The following is an 18,284-nucleotide window of genomic DNA, read 5'->3' on the forward strand; positions in this document are numbered from 1 at the left end:
ATTTATACATGATCCTCTTCATCATACAACCTTTTGGTATCAACTTCGATACGATTTCTTCCTCCTGACTTAGCGCGATACAGCGCATGGTCTGCTCTAGAAACCATATCTTCCAGCACCATCGTTCCGTACTCCAATGTCGGTGAATATTCTGCGACTCCGATGCTTGTCGTTATTTTGACCGTTAAGGACTCTTTAATAAATGGTTCATCTATTAAGATATTCCGTAATTCCTCGGCTAATGCAATACTCTCTTGCGCATCCTTCCGCAGCAGTAATAGAATGAATTCCTCGCCGCCATACCTCGCCACAATCGCATCGTCTCCCGCATACCGTCTCAGGATACTCGCGACATGATGGAGAACACCGTCACCAACCAAGTGACCATATGTGTCATTAATTTTCTTGAAATGGTCAATATCCATCATCAAGACAGAGCAGGTTTGTCCAGAGTAAATACACGACTGCAATTGCTTGTTGCCTTCTAGCATCATATAGCGTCGATTATGAACATCTGTCAATTGATCCATCCATGCCGAATGCTCCAATAACGAAATGTTGGACTTCAACCGATCGGACATGAGATTGAATGTAGCCACTAATTGTCGCAGCTCCACGGGAGCTTTTCTAATTTTATCCACATTGATCTGGTAATCGTAATTCCCCTTCTGAATGATCTTCGTGGCACGCAGCAGGTAGCGAATCGGTCTCTCGATCTTGGAGGCAATCATCACAGCAGCCGCGACACTGAGCAGCAGTGCAATCAAGGAAATGATAATAATCGTAATACTTAATTCATTTAACTTCCGAAAAATTTCACTCTGAGTTATTTCCCCAACAACAAGCCAGTTTTCCCCTGGTGACCATTGGTATTGACCATACACACTCTCACCACGGAAGCCAATATACGCACTATAATCCGTACTATTCGTCACAGCACGGTGATAAATTTCCGATGTCACACGTTGTGTAATTGTACCTTTCTCCGCACAGTTTGAGGCAGTTACAATATTGCCTTGTGCATCCAGCACATAGACTTCCCCCGTATCCCCAAAGCTAAGCTGAGCCATCAGTTTATTCAGCATCTCAAGTGTAACAATGCCAAGCACAATCCCCTTAAATTCGCCATGATCACCGAGTACCGGAGAGGAAAATGTAATCACAGGATTTCCATTTTCTTTGGACATCACAATACCCGAAACAAAGCTTTTCTTTTCCTTGCCTAGCTTGTAGTACTGACGATCTCCCACATAAATCGAAGTCGTATCTGTGCGAATATTGCCATCCGGCTCAACGAACGTAATCGAATAAAACTCCGAATTCACCTTGGCATAATCTTGAAACTCCCGTTTCAAATCGCCAATACGGTGAAACTTGGCATTATCTGAAAGTGCGAAACGATTAATCGCGTCCAACTTTTCTTGATTCCAGCGTTCGATATATAAACTCTGTAACGCAATCACTTGTTTGAGTTGAACCCTAGCCTCTTCTAACCGATTGCTCTTCTCTACGAAGTAAAAAGGAACGATGATTGAAAAAGCCAGTAACAAAATAATCCCGCTTATCCAGAGTTGAAGTCTTGTTTTAATGGTATGATCGGTAAAATGAGAAAATATATGCCCCATCGAGGTTTCCCCCCTTTTTATTCTATATATCTCCATTATACCTCATATTAGGATGAAAATAGACAAATTTCGCTGATTTTCGCCATAAACGTACGAATATTTCGAAATACTGTCCGTTTGAAAAGTAGAACCCTTTCGCTTATGCTATTTGGTATGAAGAAAAGAGGTAAATGCCCCCATGAAAATTCTCGTACTAACTGAAAAACCAAGTGTAGCCAAAGAAATTGCTCGTGTACTGGGCTGTAATCAGAAACAAAAACACCACTTCGAGGGTGCCAAATATGTCGTTACCTGGGCGCTCGGCCATCTCGTTACGCTCGCTGAGCCTGATGATTACGATCCCAAGTACAAGACGTGGAACCTTGAAGATCTGCCTATTATCCCAGGCAAAATGAAGCTCAAAGTCATGAAAGAAACCTCGCAGCAGTTTCGTGCAATTGAGCATCTCAGCCGCCGTGGCGATCTGTCGGAGCTGGTCATCGCAACCGATGCGGGGCGCGAAGGCGAGCTCGTCGCGCGCTGGATTATGGAAATGATCCGCTGGAAGAAGCCGTTCAAACGGCTTTGGATCTCGTCGCAGACGGATCAGGCGATTCGCGAAGGCTTCGCACAGCTGAAGCCTGGCACCGACTACAACCGGCTGTATCAAGCAGCCGTCTGCCGGTCCGAGGCCGATTGGCTCATCGGCCTTAATGTAACCCGCGCGCTGACCAGCAAGTTCGGCGCGTCGTTATCCGCTGGGCGTGTACAGACGCCCACGCTGGCCATGATGATCAACCGTGAGGCGGAAATCCGTGATTTCCGATCCGTCGACTACTGGTTGATCGAAGCCGAGCTCGGGTCCTTCCGCGCCCAGTGGCGGGACCCGAAGACCGGCGACTCGCGCATATGGGACCGCGAGCGCGCAGATAGCTTGAAAGCCAAGCTGCAAGGCCAGAGCGGCCGCATCGTGCAAGTGAATAAGACCGAGAAGCAGATTCCGCATCCGCTCGCTTATGATTTAACCGAGCTGCAGCGCGACGCGAACCGCAAATTCGGCTTCTCTGCCAAACAGACCTCGAATGTTCTGCAACGGCTTTATGAACAGTATAAGCTAGTCACCTATCCGCGAACGGATTCGCGTTATTTGACCTCAGATATGGTACCGACCTTGCTCGGCCGTTTGAAAGGGGCTGCGATTGGCCCCTATGCAGCGCTTGCAGCACCTTTTATCCGGAAGCCTCTGACGATAACGAAGCGAATTGTCGACGACTCAAAAGTGAGTGATCACCATGCCATTATCCCGACGGGTGAAGCCATCTCACTTGCAACATTAAGTGCAGATGAACGTCGACTCTATGATCTGATTCTTCGCCGTTTCTTAGCTTTATTCAGCGGTCCTTGCCGCTACGATGAAACGAAGCTAACAATTGAAATCGCCGGAGAGAAGCTCTATGCTTCAGGCAAAGTCGTGAAGCAAGCCGGCTGGAAAGACGTCTACGGCGCCACCGATTTCACTGATCCCGATCGAGAAGACAATGAATCTGAGGAAGATACAGGCCAGCTGCTGCCGCAAGCTTCAGAGAAAGACGCAGTTACCGCTCGCAACGTTCGGCAAGTTAGCCGCCAAACGAAGCCGCCTTCTCGTCATAACGAGGCTTCCTTGCTATCGCAGATGGAGAAATTCGGTCTTGGTACACCTGCGACTCGCGCTGATATCATCGAGAAGCTTGTATCCTCCGACACGATCGAGCGCCAGGGCTCCTTACTCATCCCTACCGGCAAGGGTACACAGCTCATCGAGCTTGCTTCCGAGGAACTGCGTTCTCCCGAGCTCACAGCACGCTGGGAACAGGAACTTGAACGCATCTCCAAAGGCAAAGGAAGCATGGAAGCTTTCCTCAGCGGAATTCGCAAGAAAGTAGTCGAGCTGGTTGACGAGGTGAAACGCAGCTCCGCAGCGTATAAACCGCATAATTTGACCGGCAGTAAATGCCCCGATTGCGGCGAGTTCCTTCAAGAAGTCAAAGGCAAACGAGGTCGTTATCTCGTATGCTCCAGTCGTGAATGCTCTTATAAACGTGAAGCTGACGGACAATTAACGAACCACCGGTGCCCACAATGCCATAAGAAGATGGAAATTCACACGGGTAAAGCTGGCAAATATTTTCAGTGTCGTCCTTGCAATGTGGTTGAGAAAATCGACGGTGATTCTAAGGGCGGAGGTCGCAAAGCTACTGCCAAGGTCAACCGCCAGTTGATCGAGCAATTCTCCGATTCTGCCGGTGTTGGGAACTCGCTCGCAGATAAGCTGCTCGCAGCCCTGCAGCAAAAGAAAGAAGACTAATAACATGAATAAAGCCCAAGCGACTCCCTTCTTCGCTTGGGCTCTTTTATCTATGACGACTCTTTATGCTTTGGTTAATATCCTGCCTTTAACCGCTAATTCGAGATCTTCTAACGTTGTGATCCCCAAGCTAACCAGTGCATCTCCTGATTCCATGTGAACATTCGCTAAGATATGCATGCTCGTATGAGGCACTAGTGATTTACGAAACTCATGAAACAGCACCGCATTATAAGCTTTGAGAACCGTCATAAACTCAACCGTTGGCGGGATAAATCCACGAATTTCAGACGATCGCCAGAAAAATTCCCTCACATGCATAATATCGGATCCCGTGCGATTCAGCTTTCGAATCATCGTAAAAAACTCATCAACAAGTACTTGTCGATCCGCTTTCATGTGACCATCCCTCCAATGACATATTCCTACTTGAAGGATACCATAAATAGTTCTTTAGATCTAGACCATCATTTAATTTTAGGGCATAAATACCTAGGAAAATTGTGGATCCTTCCCTTTTCCCTTCCAATTGCCTCTCTGTGCAAAAAGCATGTCCATCACATACAGCACAACACCCAAATTAATCGCAATATCCGCTATGTTCATAATCCCATTTCCGGAGTTAATAACGATGAAATCGGTGACCTTTCCGAATAAAAGCCGTTCAATTCCGTTACCAATCGCCCCACCTACAAGGAGTGCAGCTGCGCTTTGTTTTAACATCCCCGAAAAGCCACCTTTTCTACGGTACCACCAAATCCCAGCTACAATGACAATGGCAAGAACACCGAGTATTGGAGCCCATCCTTGCAGCGAACTGCCTGCTGCCCCGCTATTTTGATAGTACGTGAATGAAATGACATCTTTATAAAAGGGCATGGATTCACCTACCGCCATCACCGAGCGTATCCAATACTTAGACAGCTGATCAATAGCCGTAATCACAACAATAATTGAATAAAATAGCATGCTCCCACTCCCATCAACTCTTGGACTTCAACCTCTCTCTTATTTTACTTGAAACGAAAGGATAACTACTAATTCTGCAGAATTACCCTTTTTGGGCTAAAAATAAAAAGCCCCCTCAGTCCTTCCCTGTGGCGGCTCTTGCCTATTCTTTGCTGCTGCATTCCTCAACTTAGGCTTATTAGCGTTCGGTATAGTTCACCAGGCGTGTTTGCCATATAGTCTGGTTTCCCACTAAGGAGTAGCTGAGGTGAATCATATCCCCACGTCACAGCTACGATGGGTACACCTAACTTCTTACAGGATTCAATATCACGCAACTCATCACCGACATAGATCATCCGTGTAGGCGTGGTTCCCCATTGCTTCATCACTTTGCGAATCGAGTGGTGTTTACCGAAAATATGCTTCGCTGAAATGATCTCTTTAAACGCACCTTCCAGCTTATTTTTTCGTAAAAAAAGCCGAATATTCGCTTCTGAATTGGAAGAAAGAATTGAGCTCTTTACCCCTTGTGTGGAGAGCTTCGCAATCACATCTTTCATCCCAGGCACGATTTGCAGTGATCGAATATTCTCGTGATACAGCTGTCGTCCTGCCACCATTAGCTTAGGAATTTGGAGCACGGGTACCCCTAAGCGATCTACGCGTTCGGATATCGACATCGAGCGTAAAGGACCCAAATCCTGTTCGCGGATGGGACGAAAGCGATGTTGGATAGCCATTTCATTATAAAGCTTAACCAGAAGCGCCCTGGAATCCACAAGTGTCCCGTCAAAATCAAATAGGATGTGTTTTACCATCTGGGTGTATATACAAATAAGGCCGGACCCTCGGGCGGCACTTGTTTAATTTGATTATCTTTAAACTCTTGGGCTGGATCTAGGACCACATGCGGATTATTTACGGTTCGCAAATCTTCCCACGTGCAAGAAACACCATCGTCATAGCCCGATGCACCACCTGCGAACATTTTGCAACTCTTGCAAAATTGATCCTTTTGTTGAACATCCAGCTTCACAACTTTATTACGAAGACAACAGTAAATTTCATTAAATGTGTTACATACATTAACATGAGTGATCATAGCCATTTACCGTCAACTCCTTACGGCACTTTGAGTGTGTAATAGTAAGTTTATCGAACTACTATTAAGTGTATGACACAATTTTGTAAACGGGATAACATTTCTCACGATAGTCCGTCCAAATTTGCTACAATTAGGAAATACACTGACAGGTTTGGAGGTACTTCCCCATGCAGGACACCTTACACTATGTGATCCCATGTCTTATCTTTGGCTTTTTTATTTATCGACGGGCGAAGCGCACCATTGGCTTTCAAAAACTTTCTCGTGGCAGACTCATCTTTCGTCTATCCTTGTTCAGCTTCATCGGAGTGATCATTCTCTGCTTGGGCTTCGTGCATCCCATCCATTTCATCGGCTATTTGATCGGACTTGCCGGCGGCGCCTTGCTCGGGCGAACTGCGATTCGTCATACCCGCTTCGAGCATCGACATGATGGCTGGTACTATCGCACACATCTCTGGATTGAAGTCACCGTCCTTGTTCTCTTCCTTGGTCGCATCGCGTATCGCTACGCGAGTGTTGCTATTACCACGGGGTCAACAACTACCTTCACGCCTGCTGATTTCTCTCAATTTACAAAAGATCCCGTCACCGCTGGTGTATTCTTCATCATCGTATCGTACTACGTTTTGTATTTCGGCTACTTACTGCGCGAAGGAACCAAACTGGATCCGGCAGGAATAGCGGATAGCACAGATGCCATGATCGAGAGCCACGGAGCTCATAATACCGTGATTGCTAATCCGCAGGCGAATGTTCGGGTGGAGTAACCGAATGTGAGGGCGTTAATCTCCGTACTCCTCTCCCTCTCCCTCTCCTCCTCCTCCTCCTCCTCCTACTCCTACGTTATTTCGTACGCTTACACACACTTGATCATTTATACAAATAAGGAGTTAACAAAAAAAGGACATCCCCCTAGGTCAATTGACCTGGGGGAATATCCTTCTTTTTCGCCAGTAGGCAGAGTAAATCTGCCTGTCGCGGCCCATTCAGCGGGCCATGCCCATATATAACGCCCTTTTGGGGCGTTATTGCCTGCGCCGAGTTCGCCTCGCTCTGCAATAAGGCCCCTTTCGGGCCTTATTGCCCGCGCCTTCGCCCATTCAGCGGGCCATGCCCGCATTTAACGCCCTTTTGGGGCGTTATTGCCTGCGCCGAGGTCGCCTCTCTCTGAAATAAGGCCCCTTTCGGGGCCTTATTTCCCGCGTGGCTGCCCCTCAATTGCCTTTCGCTGCCTCTTCGGCAGCCTTCGCGAACTGTGTGCTGTACAGCCGCGCATACAGCCCTTCCAGTGCTAGCAGCTCGCTGTGCGTGCCCCGCTCTACGACGCTGCCCGCTTCGATCACCAGAATGTGATCGGCGGCCAGCACCGTGGAGAGCCGGTGCGCGATCACGAGCGTCGTGCGCCCTTGCATCAGCTCCTCGAGCGCCGCCTGCACATAGGACTCGGACTCCGAGTCCAAGTGCGACGTCGCCTCATCGAGGATGAGGATGCGCGGGCGCTTCAGGATCGCGCGAGCAATCGCGATCCGCTGGCGCTCGCCTCCGGAGAGCCGGTGGCCGCGCTCTCCAACCATCGTGTCGTATCCTTCGGGGAGCGACACGATGAAATCGTGGATGTAGGCCTGCCGACAAGCGGCCTCCATCTCCTCACGCGTAGCGTTCTCCTGCGCAAAGCGCAGGTTGTCACCGATCGTCGCGTGGAACAGAAAAGACTCCTGCGTCACATACGCGATTTGCGCGCGCAGTGACGCTAACTCCACGTCGCGGACGTTCACGCCGTCGACCTCAACTACGCCGGCTGTCGGGTCGTACAGCCGAGCGATCATCCCGATCAGCGTCGACTTCCCGGCGCCGCTAGGTCCAACAAGCGCAACCATCTCACCAGGCTGCGCCTCGAAGGTGATGTCGCGTAGCGCATACTGCACCTTCTCTCTTACTACGCCTCGTTCCGCCAGCTTCTCTCTCTCAGCTTCTCCGCCTCGTTCCGCCTGCTTCCCGCTCTCAGCTTCTCCGCCCTGCTTCTCCGTCTTCCTTCGCTCCCCCGTTCTCCCCTTCTCCCCAACCTTATAAGCAAAAGAAACCTGCTTATATCGCACATGCCCCGCCACAGGCCCCAGTTGGCATGCGCCATCAGCATCCATGACATCAGGCACCATGTCCTGATACTCAAAAATCCGCTGAAATACCCCCAGCGCTGTCGCTACCTCGACATGTAGATTCAGCAATGTCCCTACTGGCATATACAACCGTCCCAAGTACGCCGTGAACGCGACGATCGAGCCTAGAGTCATATCACCCTGAATGACAGAGTAGCCGCCATAGATATAAATAATGGCTGTGCCTAACGGCCCTAATGTGCTCGTTGCCATTCCGAACCAACGGCCGACCAGATTGAGCCGGAGCTCGAGATCCATCACCTTTTGATTCATCGTCGTGAATTCATGCTCTTGCTGCTTCTCTCTGCCAAAAATCCGCGTCAACAACGCACCCGAAATACCAAAATTTTCATTTAGCTGCGAGGTGATGTCGGAGCGTACCTTTTGCGTTTCAATCCGTAAGTCTTTCCGCAGCTTGGACACCTTTTTCACAGGCAATACGAAAAGTGGCAGGATAAGCACCGATATGATCGCCAACTTCCAATCTAACGCAAACAATATACCAATTGTCGTGATGACAATGACGATTTGCGTAATCGAAGAGACGACAATAGACGTAACCACACTCTGGACAGACTGCACATCACCGGTGATCCGCTGAACAATTTCGCCAGAGCGTGCGTCTGTGAAGAACGACATCGATTGCCGCTGCAAATTGTGAAACAACGACTGCCCCAAATCCCGAATAACCCCTTGGGTTACTTTGGTATTGAGATGGTTTTGCCATACGCCAATCACTCCGCTCAAAACAGGCAGCACGATTAACATCAGCGCCATTACGGACAGTAGCTGAACACGTCCCTGCGGAATAGCGATATCAATAATTTCTTTCATCACTAGAGGTGGTATCAACCCCATCACTGCCGCAAGCAGCGCCAAGCCGACAATCACCAAGAGCTGTCCCCAATACCTTTTGAACAAAAACAGAATCCTTCGTATCGATACATCCTTCAACTTAGCCTTTGGACGATTCCGGTCGGAAAGCCGCCCCATTCCCCCTGGCCCACCTGATCCGATCACTCACTCATCACTCCGATCTTTCTCCTCTTTGCTGCCCCTCAGCTACAAAGGAATTGCATAAACAATTGCACGAATTACTTCTTCTGCCATCTGCATCACACGATATAATGATGTCGTTTGCAGAACATTATACTGTCTAGGCCCATCCACATTCACGATCGCCGCAATCGTGTAATCACCAATAGGAGGTAAATCTTTACCTACTGATTGTCCTGGAGCCAGTGGCTGGTTCGACAATTGGTACAAACCCACACTCAATTTCCGTCCCAAACAAGCATCTATCGCAATTACAACAACATTCGGTGGAATTTCCTGCATGCGCATCGCTAAATTAGTGGCATCACACGGCTCTGCCAGCGTGCCAATGACATGTGGATAGCCCAGCTCTGCGAGCTTACTTCCCACAAGTGGACCTAGGGAATCGCCTGTTGAGCGATCTGTCCCTATACACACGAATGCAAGCTGACTAGGCTTCAGCTCCTTGCTCAATGCAATCTTTTGCAGAATTTGTCCTAACTGCTCACCATCTACTTTTTTCCAAAACTGCTCTTCCAGCTCCATCTGTTCTATCTCCATCTTTGCCTCCCTTTCAGCCATGTACACCTAACCTTCCACCTGATGCATGATAGTTCCATTCTTTCATATAGTAATAGGCTGTGTCCACTTGCACACTCCGTATTCGGGCACACCAAATAAGCGTTACTCGACGACCGAGCAAAGCCTATTCATGCCGCTTATAAAGGTTGTTCAAAAAATTCCACTTTTGATCACGAAGTAGTCCATGAAGCATATTCGACATCGAATATTAAATTCAGCCGGAACTTCCGGTGCTCACGTAGCTTACACTACGCTCCGCTCCTCATTTCCTAGCTTCTTTCAATCTGCTCGGTGCAGAAAACCGGACTATTTGAACATGCACTTATAGATCTGACAATCAACCTTCTTAATGTACGCGATTCATCCGAACAATGCGATAATAGAGCTGACCGCTGACCTCTTGCTCCACTTCCAGATAGCCTTCTGAGTGAACATAATCCCCCAACATATACGTTGAAGCATCCGCCGAATCGGCATGTGTTAGAAAGAGCAGCGCTACCTTATCATCCCCAACCACAAAGCCAACCTGTTCCTTCACCTGGAATTTCTCAAGAATCTTACCATGATGTGACCTCACAATATGATGAAACCGCCAAGTGCCTTCTTCCTGTATGATAAAATATAGCACACGATTGCGATGCCCATTGCTGAACTCCCGCGTCACACCAATCATGCACACCTTCTCACCAACACGTAAATATTCATCAATTACATAAGATTTCAGTCGTAACCGATTCACATTCTTGTTCTGAATATAAGATTCCATCTCATCTATGGAGCGCTGATCCCTTGGATCTTGCTTCGTTGCGTAAAATACTTCTTTAATAAACGTATCCGTTTGGTATTGCCTAGCCCCTTTGAAATGGTTATACGTGTGAAAAAATTGCTTAATCACGACCCGAATGTCTTCCGGTATGGCAGGACCTGATTCAACGTTATACATGCGATCTGTTCGACCCGACATTTTAATTTTATGAAACCAGCTTTTCCAGACACTGACTTGCATGCCGTACGCGCCACCTGCTTTCTTCCAACCATTGTTCCATTATAGGCTATAATTCTCAAAAATTCGATAAAAATCGCACAAATCCGCGCAAAAAAAAGAGCATCTGCCGCTTTGCTTTCCATAAAGAAAGACATCGCGAACATACGCTCTTACTCCGTTACTTATACTTCATTTCGTAACTGCTTTATAACACGCGTTTGGCACCTACATATCTGGAGCCCCAATAGGAGCTAGCAAGACTATCAACCGTTACACCAACGGACGTTGTCGAGGAAATAAATTGATTATTCCCGATGTAAATGCCCACATGATTGACGATACCTGAAGCAAAGAAGACGAGGTCTCCCTCTTTCAAATCCGTCACTCTTGACCCCGCCTGATCGTACATTTGCACGGAGGTGCGTGGCAGCTCGATACCCTTGGCCTCGTATAGATATCGAACGAATCCAGAGCAGTCAAAGCCCTTGGGTGTAGTTCCTCCCCATCGGTAAGGTGTCCCTTTAAAAGTCGTTGCAGCTTGAATAATTTGAGCTGAAACGGATGACTGAACGACCTTGAGCACTGCTGACGCTGCTGGTGGCGGTGCAATCCAAGCTGGCTTATGAGTCTTACCATCCACTTCCACGATAGCGATTTTATTCGCATCATTCCATGTAATCGCAGATCCAAATGTCTCGGTCACGAAGCGCATAGGGACATAGGTACTCCCCTTAACCAAAGTTGGCGTGCTCTCTAATTCAACTAACTTACTGTTCACGATCGCTTGCTCTTCGTCCGTTGTGAGTTGAATCGCCTGTTCCTTGTTCTTAAGCGTGACGACGACTTCATCGCCTTGCTTCGCCCATCCCACTTGATAGCCCAACTTCTCCGATAGCACGCGTAGTGGCACCTGAAGCTTACCTCCCGTATCAATGAACGGCTGATCTTCCGGGAAATGCACTAATTCGTCATTGACCTGAACCTTCACCGAAGAAGTGTCCGGGGCAGCGGCATGCGTGGAGGGAGCGGCGTACAGAGTAATAGCTGCGCCTAGAAGAGCGCATGAACAAATAAAGCTTTTGGTAAAAAGTTTCAAAACGTTGTGCCTCCTTGAAGCCTCCGAGGTTAGTTGACGGGTTCGGGAAGAGGTTTTCCCTAGTACACCCCATTAGCCTATGGCTAATTGAGCATTCATTCACCCCAAGTAAAGAAGTCCCCCGTACCAAAGCTTTCGATGCTTTGAGATTCGGCATTTTTTGTCTATGTTAGACTAGCATAGTTCGTTTTAGGCTGACAACTTTTGAACGTTGGTAAGTGTTTCCTTTTTATATAAAAGCACATAAAAACGGCTACTCTTTTCAGAGCAGCTGCTTATACACCTCGGTAAACAGTATATGCTTACAGGGATTAAATTCACTTTCAGTCAATGGATTCGGATAACTCATGATGTTGAGAGGCAATTGCAATTGCCCTTCTCTGAGGGGAGGCTGCGCATAAGGAAATAGGTTCAAATAGAATCCGCAGCGCTTATAGAATTCTATTCTCCGGGTAGCATCTACGGCCGTTGGAGGCTCGACTTCCAGTAAAATAGGCGTAGTAGCACTGCTCATATACGTCGTCAGTATTTGCTTGCCAATCCCACCACCTCTGATGGCAGCGCCCACTGCAATATGTTCCACAAATCGAAACGTGCTAAAGTTCCAACTGGCCAAGAAACCAAGCAATTGCCCCTGAGCATCTCTCTCAACATCGATTCTATAATTAGGATGAGATAACAGCGCCCGCTGTCCTTCGTACGTCCTAATTTCCGTTACAGGAAAAGCCGCTTCCATCAACTCGAATACCTCTTCAAAGGAATCCACTTTTTCCATCTGCCAGCACCTCCCTTCAAGTTAACTATAGGTTATCCAACTACGAATCTTCTTACTTCTTTTGGAGCTAGCTGAACAAACCATCATCCACTCGCAAGCTCAAAGACCCCACCACACGGATCAATGAGATCTCGGAAAGGTAGGGTATGGCAAGCTTTATGTGACACTTATTGTAGACCTACCATTTTGAGAAAAAGGCATGTGCCATTGCATGGGAGCCAGGTGGTGTAGCATGCCCCATGAAAGGGTAAACTTCAATTGACTTGTGTGCGGATTCGATTCGGTTATACGCAGCGAAAATCGCTTCAGGTAAGCAGCACGTATCCTTCAACCCTACCGTAACGTGAACAGGCTGCTGAATACGATCACCCAGATTCACGATATCGAAATAAGAAACCGTTCGCAGTACATCAGGCAGATACTCTGGGAAACGAGTAACGAAATCCGCTGCCTCACTAAGCGAACTAACCGAATTCAAGAGGCCTAGATCCATGTGACATAGATTCGGAACATGAGCAATCGTTGCTCGAATGCGCTTCTCGAGCGCGGTTACGAGTAGCGCCAGCCCGCCGCCTTGGCTTCCACCATATACGAATACCCGCTCACTGTCGATCTCTGGCTGCTCTAATGCACATTGAACAGCTCGTAAGGAATCGATCGCAACTGCTCGATAATAGCTCGTCTCCGCATCAAGAATACCCTGTGTAATCCATCCTCTCGTCATGCCGGTCTCCTGTGGCAGCAGGTTACCGCTTTCGCCGCCTTGCCCGCGTACATCAACTGCAAGTACCGCATACCCCATAAGCAGCCAAGCAGCATGATCCTCGGGTCTTCCCTTGGAGCCCGTATAGCCAGGGAATGTAACAACACAAGGAACCTTCTTCGACTTGCTCTCCGCATTAGGGAGCATCAACCAAGCATAGATCGGTGTTTCCGCAGCACCTTGCAATACGATCTTATTCACTTCCGCTTGTACAAAAGATGAAGCGACCGGCTCTCTTGTATAGGATGCGTCTTGCATAGCTTCCGCGTATGTACGCTCCCAGAATGCAGCCAGATCCGCCGTCGCCGTTAACTCCGAATGATACTGATGTAACCCATGAATCCGATTTTCAATAGCGTTCATTTCGGTAAGTCCCCTTTGCATGTTTTTCCCATTTTAACCTAGATACACGTGTATGACTATTGGAAAATATGAAAAACTCCAATACAAAAACAAAAGACCACCCAAAGGTGGCCTTTCGTTAAGTAAGCGGGCGGCGGGAATCGAACCCGCGCGATCAGCTTGGAAGGCTGAAGTTCTACCATTAAACTACGCCCGCATATAAAAAATTCTAAAATGGTCGGGACGACACGATTTGAACATGCGACCCCCTGCTCCCAAAGCAGGTGCTCTACCAAGCTGAGCTACGTCCCGTAGTGAAGATAAAGTGTAAATGGCGCGCCCTGAGAGATTCGAACTCCCGACCTTTTGATTCGTAGTCAAATACTCTATCCAGCTGAGCTAAGGGCGCAAATATTGGAGCGGAAGACGGGGATCGAACCCGCGACCCTCGCCTTGGCAAGGCGATGCTCTACCGCTGAGCCACTTCCGCACGGTGTTACTACTCATTCGCTCTGCACTTGTTTCTCAGAGGCGACAAGGAATAATATATCAGGTATTTAGAACAAATGCAACTTTTTTTTAATATATTTATTATTTGATGAAAACTCCGCCAAATGGCAGTACTTCTCGAGCGATCCGACGCAGGAAGCTATCCGATTTCATATGCTCGTCCAGCTTGGGATCTGGCTTACAAGGCTGCATTAACACATGCCCATGCCCCGTGATCTCCCAATGATAGTTCATGTGCTGGCTAGCCAATGTATTGCCATACACACTGGGCCGGAGATTCGCCTGCCGGGGATAAGCCACTAGACAGCTAACATCGATATACAAAGGCTGCTGCGGATCTAAAGCCATCTGATGCAAAGGGCCCGCTGTTAACAAGCCTAGCTTACCGGGACCATGAAATTGCATTTTGACAAGATCCTGTGTAATCAATGTATTCTTGAAGCTCTGTAGATGCGTTGTAAAGGTCACACCTTCCGTATAAAACAGCACATGACGAAACTCAAATAATAGATCGTCTTCGGCCTCTAGAGGCACTACAGCCAAACTATAAGCTTCAGGCAGTCCCATTAATAATTGCCCTGGACCACTAACACGTGATTGGAATAAGCGCTTTTTCCTAAACATACCGGGCAGTTTCATCAAAGCATCCTCACGCAACTCTGACATCCCTTGAAAGGCTACAATCTGGTTGGGATGAAGCACATGAACTGCTTCGCCTTGCTCAAGCTGAAGCGTAGCCATCCTAGCTTGCAAGCTCGCATTTTCAAAGATGACCTTCATGACACAACCTCCTCACACTAGCCTGCTAACGCAGCCCACGTTTCTGTCTACGCCATACGAAGAAACGAAACACACGTCCAAGCAAGAAATAGCCTACAACCAGCGCAGCCGCCGTAATCACCATATAGGTTATTTTGCGATTTCGTTTATCCTTATCCAGCGCAACTTGTTCCATCGCCTTCAACCGTTCTTGTAACTGCTCGTTGTCCTTCTTGAGTGCCTCGTTCTGACTGAGGAGACGATCCTCGATTTCTTGAGACTGCCTGACGGCTTCCGACAACTTGTCCTTCTGCTCTTCTAATTGCTGCTTCGTAGCCTCATAATCCTTCTGGATTTGTTCCACATTGCTTGGTAATTCGTAGATTCCCTTTATCTGATCCAACCATGAGGCGTGGGCAGCGGGTGTTGGGTACATGAACCCGACGATGATGATAAAGACACCTAAAGCTTGTCCTAACTTAGATATGATACGTATTCGCACCCGCTATCCCTCCCCCAGGTTGGCTGCTCGACATTATGTTCTATTTTACAACAAAATTCACCCCATCACCAGTTCTATCGCTTGAACAGGATATCGCAATATCGTTTTCATCCTGGCAGGATCCATCTTCCTCGGGTCTGATAAGTAAATCTCGTGATGAAGACCACGGTAGCTGAGTTGCTCCTGTGATATGAAATGCTCTATCTGTGCCAATGTTTCCGGTTCTGTCGCATACGGTCCCACATGCAGCATCTGGACGCAGAGTCCCTCATGCAAAGTTTCATACCCAACATCCGCTATAACTTTAAGCTCCTTCTTTTTCGCTAGTGCAGCACTACGTGCTTCTTCTACGAGCTCCGCCGTTACAAACTCCGGCATCCGAATCAACAGCTTCCAGTGCCACTCCTCTCTCGGCACCTCTAACGCTGTTCTAAGATCGCCATCCACCCACCATTGCCCTTCTAGCTTCGGTACAGTAAAGTCTTTCTCTGCCTTCTTACAATGCCCTTTAACACCATAAGCGACTGTATACAGCGCTTCTGTTGCATTAGCGAAAGTTATACCATCGGGGTCCCCTTTCCCTACGATCGTGACATAAGAAATAGGTTCAAATTCAACAATTTGAGGCTTCGTTGGAGCTGTGTAATACGTTTTATAAGCCTTGGCTAAATCTAATTTCTCCATGAGGTACTTCCTTTCATTTTTCTACAACTATACAAAATAATCCCTGACAACTGTATGGCAACAAACAGAAAAAACTTACTTTTCGCAAATTTGCGAAACAAGTAAGCTTTTGTCTCATGAGTAGGGTATGTAATTATTCCGCAGCTGGCGGTGTGAAGGAACGTTGTGCAAATTCCGCATCCAACATATAGAACGCATTGCTATCTTTATCGATACGTTTCAGCTTGTTGATGATGCTATCGAACATGGCTTCTTCCTCAACCTGCTCGTCAATGAACCATTTCAAGAACTGCATAGTCGCATGCTCTCTATCATTCAATGCCAAATCGGATAGGTGATAAATTCGTTTCGTTACTTCTTGCTCATGCAGGTAAGCATGTTCAAAAGCATCCAAAATCGATTCGTACTGATTCACAGGCGTGTTCATACCATCAAAGCTGACCTTTTTCCCACGGTCATTAATAAATTTAAAAATCTTCATGGCATGAAACTTCTCTTCTTCTGCTTGTACTTTAAAAAAGTTCGAAAATCCATCCAAGCTTTCCGCAGCGCAATAACCAGCAATAGCTAAGTAGACGTGCGCGGAATAAAACTCATAATTCATCTGCTCATTGAGCGCTTCTGTTAGTGTATCGTTTAGCATCTGTGCACACACCTTTCTGTATGGTTATCTTTTGCGTATTCCCCATACATACAAGATTAACAGAATTGTGCATACAAATACAAACGGAAGTAGTAATTTTAGCAGATTTAGATTCAAGCCGTCACGCTTTTGGTCTTAGACGCCGTTATGATTTCCTTAATCTGAGCATATAAATGGTCCGGTGACTCTGCACAAAGCAGCTTCTTCTTCCCGATCATGGCGATACATTCTTTCTTACAATGTCTGCAATTGCCGAGGCACTCTTTCTTCTTCTGCTTCAAATCAGGGAATTCGTTCTTAATGGATTTATATATTTGTTTGGATCCGAATTTCTCATTTCTGCAGCAGTATTTAATCGTTTTCAAATGCGATCTCCTCCCGCCAAGTCACGTAAATCTCTACTCTTTGATATTAGTGATAATAATAATCAATGTCAACCAAAAATTATATGAGCTTGTACGCAAAAAAGAGCTTTCTTCAATCCCACATAAGGATCAAAGAAAGCTCTTTCTGTTTGTTTGGATGCGCGTAGAGGGACTTGAACCCCCACGGTCGCCCGCTAGATCCTAAGTCTAGTGCGTCTGCCAATTCCGCCATACGCGCATGCTGTAAATAAGGCAATGGTGAGTCATGTAGGATTCGAACCTACGACACCCTGATTAAAAGTCAGGTGCTCTACCAACTGAGCTAATGACTCATGCTGTTTTAATAAAAAATGGCGGAGCTGACGGGATTCGAACCCGCGGTCTCCTGCGTGACAGGCAGGCATGTTGGGCCACTACACCACAGCTCCACACTATGTAAATCTCCTCTTAATAAGAGGTTGGTTGCGGGGGCAGGATTTGAACCTGCGGCCTTCGGGTTATGAGCCCGACGAGCTACCGGGCTGCTCCACCCCGCGACAATGTTAACAAGATATTTTATTGTTTCCAGAAAAAACGCAAATCATCCTTACTTTCTTCTGAAAAGATAAAATGGTGGAGGCTGACGGGATCGAACCGCCGACCCTCTGCTTGTAAGGCAGATGCTCTCCCAGCTGAGCTAAGCCTCCATGGGATAAGGAATTAATGGTAATGGTGACCCGTAGGGGACTCGAACCCCTGTTACCTCCGTGAAAGGGAGGTGTCTTAACCACTTGACCAACGGGCCTCGTAAACAGGCTTTTCTAATTTGAAAGCTCTTATGGCGGAGAGAGAGGGATTCGAACCCTCGAGACGCTTGTGACGCCTACACGATTTCCAATCGTGCTCCTTCGGCCAGCTCGGACACCTCTCCATAAAAAAGGCCTGGGTTTAAAAAATATATGGCTCCCCGAACAGGACTCGAACCTGTGACAACTCGATTAACAGTCGAGTGCTCTACCAACTGAGCTATCAGGGAACAATGCTTGGCAACGTTCTACTCTCCCAGAACCCTGCGGTTCAAGTACCATCGACGCTGGA

The 18,284-nt window shown here is 47.5% G+C and carries 18 protein-coding genes, 12 tRNA genes and 1 riboswitch; of the genes, 2 read left to right on the top strand and 28 right to left on the bottom strand.

Annotated elements, in window-relative coordinates; translation table 11 throughout:
- Positions 1-2 precede the first annotated feature (2 nt).
- Complete coding sequence (locus ASG89_RS34870) at positions 3-1,625, bottom strand: diguanylate cyclase (RefSeq protein WP_057315930.1); 1,623 nt, start codon at positions 1,623-1,625, stop codon at positions 3-5.
- Positions 1,626-1,803: 178 nt separating this feature from the next.
- Here ASG89_RS34870 and ASG89_RS34875 point away from each other — a divergent pair, with 178 nt between their 5' ends.
- On the top strand, positions 1,804-3,951 hold the full coding sequence (locus ASG89_RS34875) for a DNA topoisomerase III (protein ID WP_057315931.1): 2,148 nt from the start codon (positions 1,804-1,806) through the stop codon (positions 3,949-3,951).
- 63 nt (positions 3,952-4,014) lie between these two features.
- Here the strand turns inward: ASG89_RS34875 and ASG89_RS34880 are convergent, their stop codons facing one another.
- From ASG89_RS34880 to ASG89_RS34895, 4 genes are all read right to left on the bottom strand, one after another.
- On the bottom strand, positions 4,015-4,350 hold the full coding sequence (locus ASG89_RS34880) for a hypothetical protein (protein ID WP_057315932.1): 336 nt from the start codon (positions 4,348-4,350) through the stop codon (positions 4,015-4,017).
- Positions 4,351-4,443: 93 nt separating this feature from the next.
- On the bottom strand, positions 4,444-4,920 hold the full coding sequence (lspA, locus tag ASG89_RS34885; RefSeq protein WP_057315933.1) for a signal peptidase II: 477 nt from the start codon (positions 4,918-4,920) through the stop codon (positions 4,444-4,446).
- Between the two features lie 164 nt (positions 4,921-5,084).
- On the bottom strand, positions 5,085-5,720 hold the full coding sequence (locus ASG89_RS34890) for an HAD-IA family hydrolase (RefSeq protein WP_057315934.1): 636 nt from the start codon (positions 5,718-5,720) through the stop codon (positions 5,085-5,087).
- Positions 5,714-6,010 (bottom strand): hypothetical protein, encoded by a 297-nt coding sequence (locus ASG89_RS34895; RefSeq protein ID WP_057315935.1) that lies wholly within the window; start codon positions 6,008-6,010, stop codon positions 5,714-5,716. The genes ASG89_RS34890 and ASG89_RS34895 overlap by 7 nt, the downstream gene beginning before the upstream one ends.
- Positions 6,011-6,195: 185 nt before the next feature.
- Here ASG89_RS34895 and ASG89_RS34900 point away from each other — a divergent pair, with 185 nt between their 5' ends.
- Entirely contained in the window at positions 6,196-6,777 is a 582-nt protein-coding gene (locus tag ASG89_RS34900) for a hypothetical protein (RefSeq protein ID WP_157276920.1), read from the top strand.
- A 447-nt stretch (positions 6,778-7,224) separates the two neighbouring features.
- Here the strand turns inward: ASG89_RS34900 and ASG89_RS34910 are convergent, their stop codons facing one another.
- From ASG89_RS34910 to ASG89_RS35020, 23 genes are all read right to left on the bottom strand, one after another.
- Entirely contained in the window at positions 7,225-9,159 is a 1,935-nt protein-coding gene (locus ASG89_RS34910) for an ABC transporter ATP-binding protein (protein WP_063868299.1), read from the bottom strand.
- A 69-nt stretch (positions 9,160-9,228) separates the two neighbouring features.
- Positions 9,229-9,762: a spore protease YyaC gene (gene yyaC, locus ASG89_RS34915; RefSeq protein ID WP_157276921.1), complete on the bottom strand. Its 534-nt coding sequence runs from the start codon at positions 9,760-9,762 to the stop codon at positions 9,229-9,231.
- A 367-nt stretch (positions 9,763-10,129) separates the two neighbouring features.
- Entirely contained in the window at positions 10,130-10,789 is a 660-nt protein-coding gene (locus ASG89_RS34920; protein ID WP_057315938.1) for a hypothetical protein, read from the bottom strand.
- 184 nt (positions 10,790-10,973) lie between these two features.
- Entirely contained in the window at positions 10,974-11,864 is an 891-nt protein-coding gene (locus ASG89_RS34925) for a C40 family peptidase (RefSeq protein ID WP_063868301.1), read from the bottom strand.
- Positions 11,865-11,867: 3 nt separating this feature from the next.
- Positions 11,868-12,030, bottom strand: a riboswitch (cyclic di-AMP (ydaO/yuaA leader).
- A gap of 96 nt (positions 12,031-12,126) precedes the next feature.
- Entirely contained in the window at positions 12,127-12,639 is a 513-nt protein-coding gene (locus ASG89_RS34930) for a GNAT family N-acetyltransferase (RefSeq protein ID WP_057315939.1), read from the bottom strand.
- Positions 12,640-12,817: 178 nt separating this feature from the next.
- Entirely contained in the window at positions 12,818-13,765 is a 948-nt protein-coding gene (locus tag ASG89_RS34935; RefSeq protein WP_057315940.1) for an acetylxylan esterase, read from the bottom strand.
- Between the two features lie 125 nt (positions 13,766-13,890).
- Positions 13,891-13,961: transfer RNA gene (locus ASG89_RS34940), tRNA-Gly, on the bottom strand.
- 18 nt (positions 13,962-13,979) lie between these two features.
- Positions 13,980-14,056: transfer RNA gene (locus ASG89_RS34945), tRNA-Pro, on the bottom strand.
- 20 nt (positions 14,057-14,076) lie between these two features.
- Positions 14,077-14,153 (bottom strand) — tRNA-Arg (locus ASG89_RS34950).
- A 6-nt stretch (positions 14,154-14,159) separates the two neighbouring features.
- Positions 14,160-14,234 (bottom strand) — tRNA-Gly (locus ASG89_RS34955).
- A gap of 101 nt (positions 14,235-14,335) precedes the next feature.
- The gene (locus ASG89_RS34960; RefSeq protein ID WP_057315941.1) at positions 14,336-15,034 is read right to left on the bottom strand and encodes an AIM24 family protein; all 699 of its coding nucleotides are present in this window, start codon (positions 15,032-15,034) and stop codon (positions 14,336-14,338) included.
- A gap of 25 nt (positions 15,035-15,059) precedes the next feature.
- The gene (locus ASG89_RS34965; RefSeq protein WP_057315942.1) at positions 15,060-15,515 is read right to left on the bottom strand and encodes a hypothetical protein; all 456 of its coding nucleotides are present in this window, start codon (positions 15,513-15,515) and stop codon (positions 15,060-15,062) included.
- Positions 15,516-15,572: 57 nt separating this feature from the next.
- On the bottom strand, positions 15,573-16,199 hold the full coding sequence (locus ASG89_RS34970) for a GyrI-like domain-containing protein (protein WP_057315943.1): 627 nt from the start codon (positions 16,197-16,199) through the stop codon (positions 15,573-15,575).
- 133 nt (positions 16,200-16,332) lie between these two features.
- The gene (locus tag ASG89_RS34975; RefSeq protein WP_057315944.1) at positions 16,333-16,842 is read right to left on the bottom strand and encodes a ferritin; all 510 of its coding nucleotides are present in this window, start codon (positions 16,840-16,842) and stop codon (positions 16,333-16,335) included.
- A 113-nt stretch (positions 16,843-16,955) separates the two neighbouring features.
- Entirely contained in the window at positions 16,956-17,207 is a 252-nt protein-coding gene (locus ASG89_RS34980; RefSeq protein ID WP_057315945.1) for a DUF1450 domain-containing protein, read from the bottom strand.
- Positions 17,208-17,365: 158 nt separating this feature from the next.
- A tRNA-Leu gene (locus ASG89_RS34985) sits at positions 17,366-17,445 on the bottom strand.
- Positions 17,446-17,463: 18 nt separating this feature from the next.
- Positions 17,464-17,539, bottom strand: a tRNA-Lys gene (locus ASG89_RS34990).
- A 19-nt stretch (positions 17,540-17,558) separates the two neighbouring features.
- Positions 17,559-17,635, bottom strand: a tRNA-Asp gene (locus ASG89_RS34995).
- 31 nt (positions 17,636-17,666) lie between these two features.
- A tRNA-Met gene (locus ASG89_RS35000) sits at positions 17,667-17,743 on the bottom strand.
- Between the two features lie 74 nt (positions 17,744-17,817).
- A tRNA-Val gene (locus ASG89_RS35005) sits at positions 17,818-17,893 on the bottom strand.
- 23 nt (positions 17,894-17,916) lie between these two features.
- Positions 17,917-17,991 (bottom strand) — tRNA-Glu (locus ASG89_RS35010).
- A gap of 34 nt (positions 17,992-18,025) precedes the next feature.
- Positions 18,026-18,117, bottom strand: a tRNA-Ser gene (locus tag ASG89_RS35015).
- Positions 18,118-18,146: 29 nt separating this feature from the next.
- Positions 18,147-18,222 (bottom strand) — tRNA-Asn (locus ASG89_RS35020).
- Between the last annotated feature and the right edge of the window lie 62 nt (positions 18,223-18,284).

The sequence above is a fragment of the Paenibacillus sp. Soil766 genome (genome assembly GCF_001428105.1).
Lineage (GTDB): Bacteria > Bacillota > Bacilli > Paenibacillales > NBRC-103111 > Paenibacillus_E.